We start from the raw sequence: 6,502 nt of genomic DNA on the forward strand, positions 1-6,502 counted from the left end.
GGGCATAGCGGCCTGCGAATCATGCACATTGGTACAGCACTGGATCCGCAGCTCGGCGAAGCGGCCCGACAAACGATGAGCCAGTGCCCCAACTATCGTTGGATCGACGGTCTGCCTGCGCCAGCCACAAGACGCTGGATTGCACGTGCACGGGCGCTGGTTCACACGAGCAGGCTGGAGGGAGGTGCAAACGTCGTGATCGAGGCGGTGCGCTCCAACGTGCCTGTGCTGGCCAGCCGAATCGACGGCAATGTCGGTCTCTTGGGAGACGACTACGAAGGCTACTTCGCCGTTGGCGACGCGGCTGGCTTGGCGAACCTGATGTTGAGATTTGCGTCAGAGCCTTCGTACGAGGATCGGCTGCGGGTGCAGTGCGAACTGCTCGATCCGCTCTTTGCCCCCGAGGCCGAGTCCGACGCGATTCGCATGTTGTGGATGGACATGCAGCGACCGAGGCTCTAGGGTGCAGCGCGGCCAGTGTCGAGGCGACGTCTCTCGCAGCCAGCAGCTGCCACGCGGCAAGAGTGTCGCCGGGTCGCAAGCTGCCTCACACCACGCGCAGGACTTCCCAGCGCTGCGTCCCCGAAACGACATGCGGTTCAAGGTCCTTGCTCCACTGCTTGTGCGCTTCGATGCCAGCAAGCTTTGCCCACGCTGTGTTCAGTTCAGCGAGGTCGGCAATGGTGACTTCGACCTCGACGGTCGACTCAAGCGCGCCAATCGACCCGGTGGTCAGACGCAACTGGCTCGCCTTCCAGCCGATTTGCTCGCCGATGTCCCTGTTCCAGGCCTGCATGGCGTCGATCACCGCCTGCTTGTGGCCGAAGCGGGCATCGATATGCCAACGCGCGATCATCATGGTGGGTCTCCTTTCGGGGTTGAACAGGAATGAGGCCGGCGGTTTCGCGTCAAGCGATCGTTGCCAGCACCTCGAGGTACTCCGACTCGACCACCGTGCCGCCGCCGCGGGCTCGGTTGTGGGTCGCCCAGAGGTCTTCCAGGTTCGTCCGCAGCAGGGCCTGCTTTTGCGCATCTGCGGCAAGCGCCTCGAAGGCGCGTTGCGTGGGGCCGTAGAACTCGCGCCAAAACTCAACGACCTGCGGCGGCGTGAACTGTTCGAAGTGGAATTCGATCGTGCGTGGCTGCACGTGCAGGTCCGCAACCTGGGAACCGAAGCGCTCTCGCAGCTTCGACTCATCACCCCATAGCAGCGGTGAAGGCATCATCGCTGGCGGAGGTACCAGCGCGCTGATTGTCTTGAACATCTGCCCGATGAAGCTGCTTGGCGTCCAGTTGGCCATCGCGACAATGCCGCCGGGCCGCGTGACGCGTGTGAGCTCCCTGGCGACGATGTCGGGACGAGGTGCGAACATGGCACCGAACATGGTGACCACAGTGTCGAAGCTGCCACCTTCATATGGGAGTGCCTCGGCATCACCCTCATCGAACTGAATGTTCAGCCCCGCCGCGGCAGCGCGCTGCCGAGCTTGCTCGACGAGATTCGGTGCGATATCGATCCCAACGACCTTGGCTCCGGCTCTGGCCGCCGGAATGGCCAGATTGCCGGTCCCGCAAGCCACGTCGAGTACGCGTTGGCCAGGCTTGAAGTTCATCCGAGCAATGAAGTCCGCGGCTCCGGTTTCATACGAAGCCGCGATGCGGCCGAAGTCGCCAGCCGACCACGTCCCCTTCAGGCGAGCTTTCAAGCTGCTCATCTCGGGCGTCAGCGCTTCCATGGTGGACCTCATTTCGGTTGGCAGGCTCAGTGCTGCAACGAGGTATACGCGTCAGGAACCGGGTCAGATGCAGGGTCCACGCAAATATCTGTCATTCCAATGAATATGAGAATATACGCCGATGAGTTCGCAAAAGGACAATTTGTTCGAGCAGGTCGCCCGCCTGGGAAAGGCACTGTCAAGCCCGAAGCGCCTGCATCTCATCGAGCTTTTGTGCCAGGGTGAAAAGACGGTCGAAACTCTAGCCGCGCAGGCGCAGATGAGCGTCAAGCTGGCCAGTGCACACCTCAAAGAACTCAGGCAAGCCAGGCTGGTCGAGCCTCGCAAGGACGGCAAGTACGTGCTGTATCGGCTGGCGGACCTGGGCGTGGCCAACCTGTGGGTGTCTCTTCGCAGCGAAGCCGAGGCGCGGCTGCTGGAACTACGGGCCGCGCTGGTGGCCCTGATCGATCATCGCGCGGATCTTGAAGGCATCGACCGGCGCAGCATTTTAAAAGGGGCGATGTCGGGCGACTTGGTCGTGCTCGATGTCCGACCGGCGGAGGAATTCGCCAGTGGTCACCTGCCTCATGCGCGTTCGCTGCCGCTGCATGAGCTGAAGAAGATGCTCGCCGAGCTYCCGAAGGACGCTCCGGTGGTCGCCTACTGCCGCGGCCCGTTCTGCCTGATGGCGCGGGACGCCGTGGAGCTGCTGCGCAAGAAGGGCTACAACGCGTTTGTCCTCACGGACGGCGTCGCAGAGTGGCGTGCCCGCGGCTTGCCGGTTGAAGCCTAGTACTTCACGAGATTCAAACCAGTAGCTGCGGACTCCGGCTGCAATCTGCCGCCGGTCGACCACTTCGCTTTTCTGTTGGAGCAAGCGGCCCAAGCTCAGAGAACCTGCCAAATGACATTGTTCTTGTTCCTGGGACGCTTCGAAACACGGAGGGCTTGCAAATGTCCATAAAGTCGGTCACATTTGAGGCTTGAAAAATGGACATCACCACCTCATGACTGCCATCATTCACTCAGAAGCCTGGGACATCGATAGCCGGCTTGCGGAACTTGACCTCACCCGAGCCGTTCTGACCGACGTCGTCAAGGCCTGCGTTGCCGGGTTCGGCGGTTGCACGGAGAACGATCCGCCGAATGCTCGTGGCTACGAGAGCTACCGCCATGGGACTCGGCGGGCGCGCGAGCTTCTGCGTGGCACCGGATGGGAGAAGGACGACAGCGGCAACTTCTGTTCGATCGTCAACCATAAGCGCCGATTCAAGCTGGTGGTGATGAACGCCGATGACGGTGCCGGCCTGCCCGATCGAGTGCCACAGAACCGCTGCAAGAAAGGTCCCAACTCCGAGCGGGCAGCGACAGTCAATCAAGCATCGCTCTTCGCCCCCGAAGACATCCCTCTGCCGAGCCCGGAGGGCCTGCCTCCTGGTCTGCATGGCTATACGACCTGGCACCTGTGTGTATTCATCAGCGGCGAGACAGTTCGTGCAGAGCTGTCACTGCTGAACGAGTTCCAGGGCGGGTACTTCACAGGCTTTTTCGAGAAGATCATCATCCTCGGCGACGGTGACTGGAAGCCGGTGAATGTCTTCGACGATCCCGATCAAGACGATGGTGCGCCGGACTTCAACATTGAAGTCAAGCGAAAGTGAATCGAGCTATCTTCAGCCCCGCACGGCTCAGCTTGGCACGACGTAGAAGGAAGCTCACCAAGAAGGCGTTGGCCGAACAGCTGGATGTGGACCAAAAGACCGTCATCCGCTACGAGCATGGCGATGTCGAACCGCCTGTGAGCAGCATGGAGGCGCTGTCGGCCGTGCTCAACTTCCCGCAGTCGTTCTTCTATGGGGCAGAGCTGGACGAACCGATGGCCGAAGCAGCAAGCTTTCGTTCGTTGAGTTCCATGTCTGTACGCGACCGTGATGCTGCACTTGCGGCCGGCGCGTTCGCGTTCATGCTGAGCGACTGGGTGCACGAACGCTTCACGTTGCCAACCCATAGCCTGATTGACTGCAAAGAGGGTTGCGACCCTGAAACGGCCGCTCGCGCGCTTCGACAGCATTGGGGTCTCGGCGAGCGTCCTGTGCAGAACGTCGTGCACATGCTGGAAGCGAAGGGTGTCCGCGTCTTCTCGCTGGCGGAGAACACGCAGGCAGTTGACGCGTTTTCGATGTGGCGGCGCGATACGCCGTTTGTGTTTCTCAACACCACCAAGACCGCCGAACGCAGCAGATTCGATGCTGTGCACGAATTGGGGCATCTTGTGCTGCATCGCCATGGGGGGCCGCACGGTGGTCGAGAGGTTGAGGATCAGGCCAACCAGTTTGCTTCTGCCTTTCTCATGCCGGAGGCCGATGTACGCGCAAGGTTGCCTCGGGTTGGAACGCTCGGCGAGATAGTCTCAGCCAAGAAGCGGTGGCGGGTGTCTGTCGCTGCGCTCAACTATCGGCTTCACAAGCTTGGGATCACGACGGACTGGCAGTACCGAACCTTCTGCATCCAGATCATGCAGAACTACAAGCAGGTAGAGCCTGAAGGCATTGACCGCGAGCTGTCCATCGTTTGGGACAAGGTGCTGACGCAGCTCCGCGAAGACGGCATCACTACGTCAAAGCTGGCTGAGGAACTTGGATTGCCAGTATTTGAGATCGAAAATCTTCTGTTCAGATTGACCAACATGCAGCGCATCGAGGGTAGCGGGATGGGAGGCGGTAAGAGCCGCGCCAAGCTATCAGTCGTTTAGCGTTCGATTTTCCAACCGCCATTGGAGGACCTTGTGGCCAAGCAACCCGAAAACCATGGCAAGCTCTGGACGCCTCAGCATGAGGCAAAGCTTGAGAAGCTCATCGATGGGAACACGCCAACGCGTGTCATCGGCATCAAGCTCGGCCGTACGGAGGCAGCGATATACGGCAAGGCGTCCGAACTGGGCAAGTCGCTCAAGCCTACCAATCAGTCTCCGTACAACAGACGCAAGTAGCCGTCGACTTCCTGGTCGTCTCACTGAGCGGTCTTCCGTAGGCCGAAGGACCGCTGAGGGTCGAGCGCGCCAGCGCACGTAGCCCGATCAGGAGGTCACGACGGTCAGATGGCGCCGACTATTCGCTTGGCAGCGGCCGCGACAAGTTCCAGCGCCTCGATGGCACCGTCTGCCAAACCCTTCTCGAAGTCGCACGCAGTCGTACCCATCTGGTTGGTGACGTGCGCAAAGCACAGGACCTTCCTGTCGCGCGCTTGCGCAAACGAGTAGAGGGCGGCCGCCTCCATCTCCACAGCCAGCAGGCCTTGATCGCGCATGTCCTGGATCTGAGACTCGGTCTCTCGAAACGGTGCGTCGGTCGTCCAGACCGCGCCACGATGTATTGGCGTACCGGTCGAAAGCTCGACCCCAGCCAGGGCACCTGTCAGGTCAGGATCTGCATCGACAAAGTTCGAGGGTGGAAGGTAGTGATAGCTGGTCCCTTCGTCTCTGAGTGCCTTGTCGATCAGAACGAAGTACGGTGGTGCGCTCAGAGGCGCAAGCTGCCCCGCCGACGTGACGCTGATCAGCAACTCGCAGCCGCTGGCGAACAACTCTTCTGCCACGAGAACCGCAAAGGACGCGCCAACGGCGCAGGGGACAACACCGAGTTCGACGCCTTGATGCGGGACTCGATGCAACGAGGTGTGATAGCAGACCCAATTCGGGTCCACGTGCGACGAGGCCTGCCGTTGCAGGTAGCGGGCAATGTCGCCGTCCGGGTCGAGCACGCAGATGGCGGGTACTTTCGCGTCTGGCATGCCGCGCTGACGCCGCGCCTCACGAAGCAGGCTCTCTGGCGTGAACACGGACGGCTCGTCGTGGCGTTTGCCGGCCAGGATCGGTGGCAGATCGAGAGCGCCCTTCACGCCAAAGTGTCCGCCCACGTGGCTCGCGCCCAATCCCAGGCGTACACGCCCTCGATCTCATTGGCTGTAGCCGAGAGACCGCCGGGTGCCGGCAACACACCCTTGAAGGTCTTCTCGGCCGCGTTGAACTGGTAGATGTTGGCCAGGTGGATGGCCGACTTGGCGCTGACCATGCTGTAGCAGGCATTCATCAGCACAGGTGCCGGATTCGCGTCCCAGCCGCTCAGTTCAGCCACGATCGCAGCAGCCGCCACCTTGGCTTGGTTGTTGGCGATATGTCCACTCTTGGGCAGGCCGGGAGGCGACACCACCGCGTCCCCGATGATGTAGACATCCTTCGCCACCGTCGACTCGAAGGTCTGATAGTTCACCGGACACCAGCGGCCGTTCAGTGCCAGACCCGTATCCCGTGCAAGGCGGCCAGCTTGCATGGCAGGCACGACATTCAACACCGCGGCGCGCAGGGCTTCCTGTCCTTCAACCTGAAGCGCACCTTGTGTCGCGTCGACTCCGACCAATCGCTGCGAAGGCCGATGCTCGATCAGCCCGGGATACTGCTCGGTCCACACCTTCCTGAACAACGCCCCCTTGACCACGATGTCGCGGTTGGCGTCCAGGATCACGACCTTCGAGCGTGGCTTCGCCGCCTTGAAGTACTCGGCGATGAGACTGGCTCGTTCATACGGCGCCGGCGGGCAACGGTATGGCATTTCCGGAACAGTGATCGCGTAGACGCCGCCATCTGGCATCGCCTCGAGCTGCTGACGAAGCGCCAGTGTTTCGGCGCCTGCCTTCCATGCATGCTGCACGCGCCCCGTGGCGTGCGCAGCCGCAAGGCCGGGCACGCTGTCGAGCATGAGCTCGATCCCAGGACTCAGCACCAACTT

The 6,502-nt window shown here is 61.4% G+C and carries 9 protein-coding genes; 5 read left to right on the forward strand and 4 right to left on the reverse strand.

The window, feature by feature from the left end; translation table 11 throughout:
* A partial coding sequence (locus AC1DYI_RS23535; protein WP_477206558.1) for a glycosyltransferase occupies positions 1-462 on the forward strand: 462 nt, incomplete at its 5' end.
* A gap of 85 nt (positions 463-547) precedes the next feature.
* Here AC1DYI_RS23535 and AC1DYI_RS23540 read toward each other — a convergent pair.
* On the reverse strand, positions 548-859 hold the full coding sequence (locus AC1DYI_RS23540) for a hypothetical protein (RefSeq protein WP_477206559.1): 312 nt from the start codon (positions 857-859) through the stop codon (positions 548-550).
* 49 nt (positions 860-908) lie between these two features.
* Entirely contained in the window at positions 909-1,736 is an 828-nt protein-coding gene (locus AC1DYI_RS23545; protein WP_477206560.1) for a class I SAM-dependent methyltransferase, read from the reverse strand.
* A 121-nt stretch (positions 1,737-1,857) separates the two neighbouring features.
* On the opposite strand from AC1DYI_RS23545, the gene AC1DYI_RS23550 reads away from it, so the two are divergent.
* From AC1DYI_RS23550 to AC1DYI_RS23565, 4 genes are all read left to right on the forward strand, one after another.
* Positions 1,858-2,511, forward strand: coding sequence for an ArsR/SmtB family transcription factor (locus AC1DYI_RS23550; protein ID WP_477206561.1), 654 nt, complete (start codon positions 1,858-1,860; stop codon positions 2,509-2,511).
* A gap of 214 nt (positions 2,512-2,725) precedes the next feature.
* The gene (locus tag AC1DYI_RS23555) at positions 2,726-3,379 is read left to right on the forward strand and encodes a hypothetical protein (RefSeq protein WP_477206562.1); all 654 of its coding nucleotides are present in this window, start codon (positions 2,726-2,728) and stop codon (positions 3,377-3,379) included.
* Positions 3,376-4,470 (forward strand): helix-turn-helix domain-containing protein, encoded by a 1,095-nt coding sequence (locus AC1DYI_RS23560; protein WP_477206563.1) that lies wholly within the window; start codon positions 3,376-3,378, stop codon positions 4,468-4,470. Before AC1DYI_RS23555 ends, AC1DYI_RS23560 begins: the two co-directional genes overlap by 4 nt.
* A gap of 33 nt (positions 4,471-4,503) precedes the next feature.
* Positions 4,504-4,707 (forward strand): hypothetical protein, encoded by a 204-nt coding sequence (locus AC1DYI_RS23565; RefSeq protein WP_477206564.1) that lies wholly within the window; start codon positions 4,504-4,506, stop codon positions 4,705-4,707.
* A 104-nt stretch (positions 4,708-4,811) separates the two neighbouring features.
* Here AC1DYI_RS23565 and AC1DYI_RS23570 read toward each other — a convergent pair whose 3' ends face one another.
* On the reverse strand, positions 4,812-5,615 hold the full coding sequence (locus tag AC1DYI_RS23570) for a nucleoside phosphorylase (protein WP_477206565.1): 804 nt from the start codon (positions 5,613-5,615) through the stop codon (positions 4,812-4,814).
* A partial coding sequence (locus AC1DYI_RS23575) for an FCSD flavin-binding domain-containing protein (protein WP_477206566.1) occupies positions 5,612-6,502 on the reverse strand: 891 nt, incomplete at its 5' end. The genes AC1DYI_RS23575 and AC1DYI_RS23570, both read right to left, overlap by 4 nt.

It is taken from the genome of Ideonella sp. P3_A4 (genome assembly GCF_056403075.1).

Coding starts and splice junctions, on each gene's coding strand:
- AC1DYI_RS23540 (WP_477206559.1), bottom strand. CDS start 859: ATGATGATCGCGCGTTGGCATATCGATGCCCGCTTCGGCCACAAGCAG.
- AC1DYI_RS23545 (WP_477206560.1), bottom strand. CDS start 1,736: ATGGAAGCGCTGACGCCCGAGATGAGCAGCTTGAAAGCTCGCCTGAAG.
- AC1DYI_RS23555 (WP_477206562.1), top strand. CDS start 2,726: ATGACTGCCATCATTCACTCAGAAGCCTGGGACATCGATAGCCGGCTT.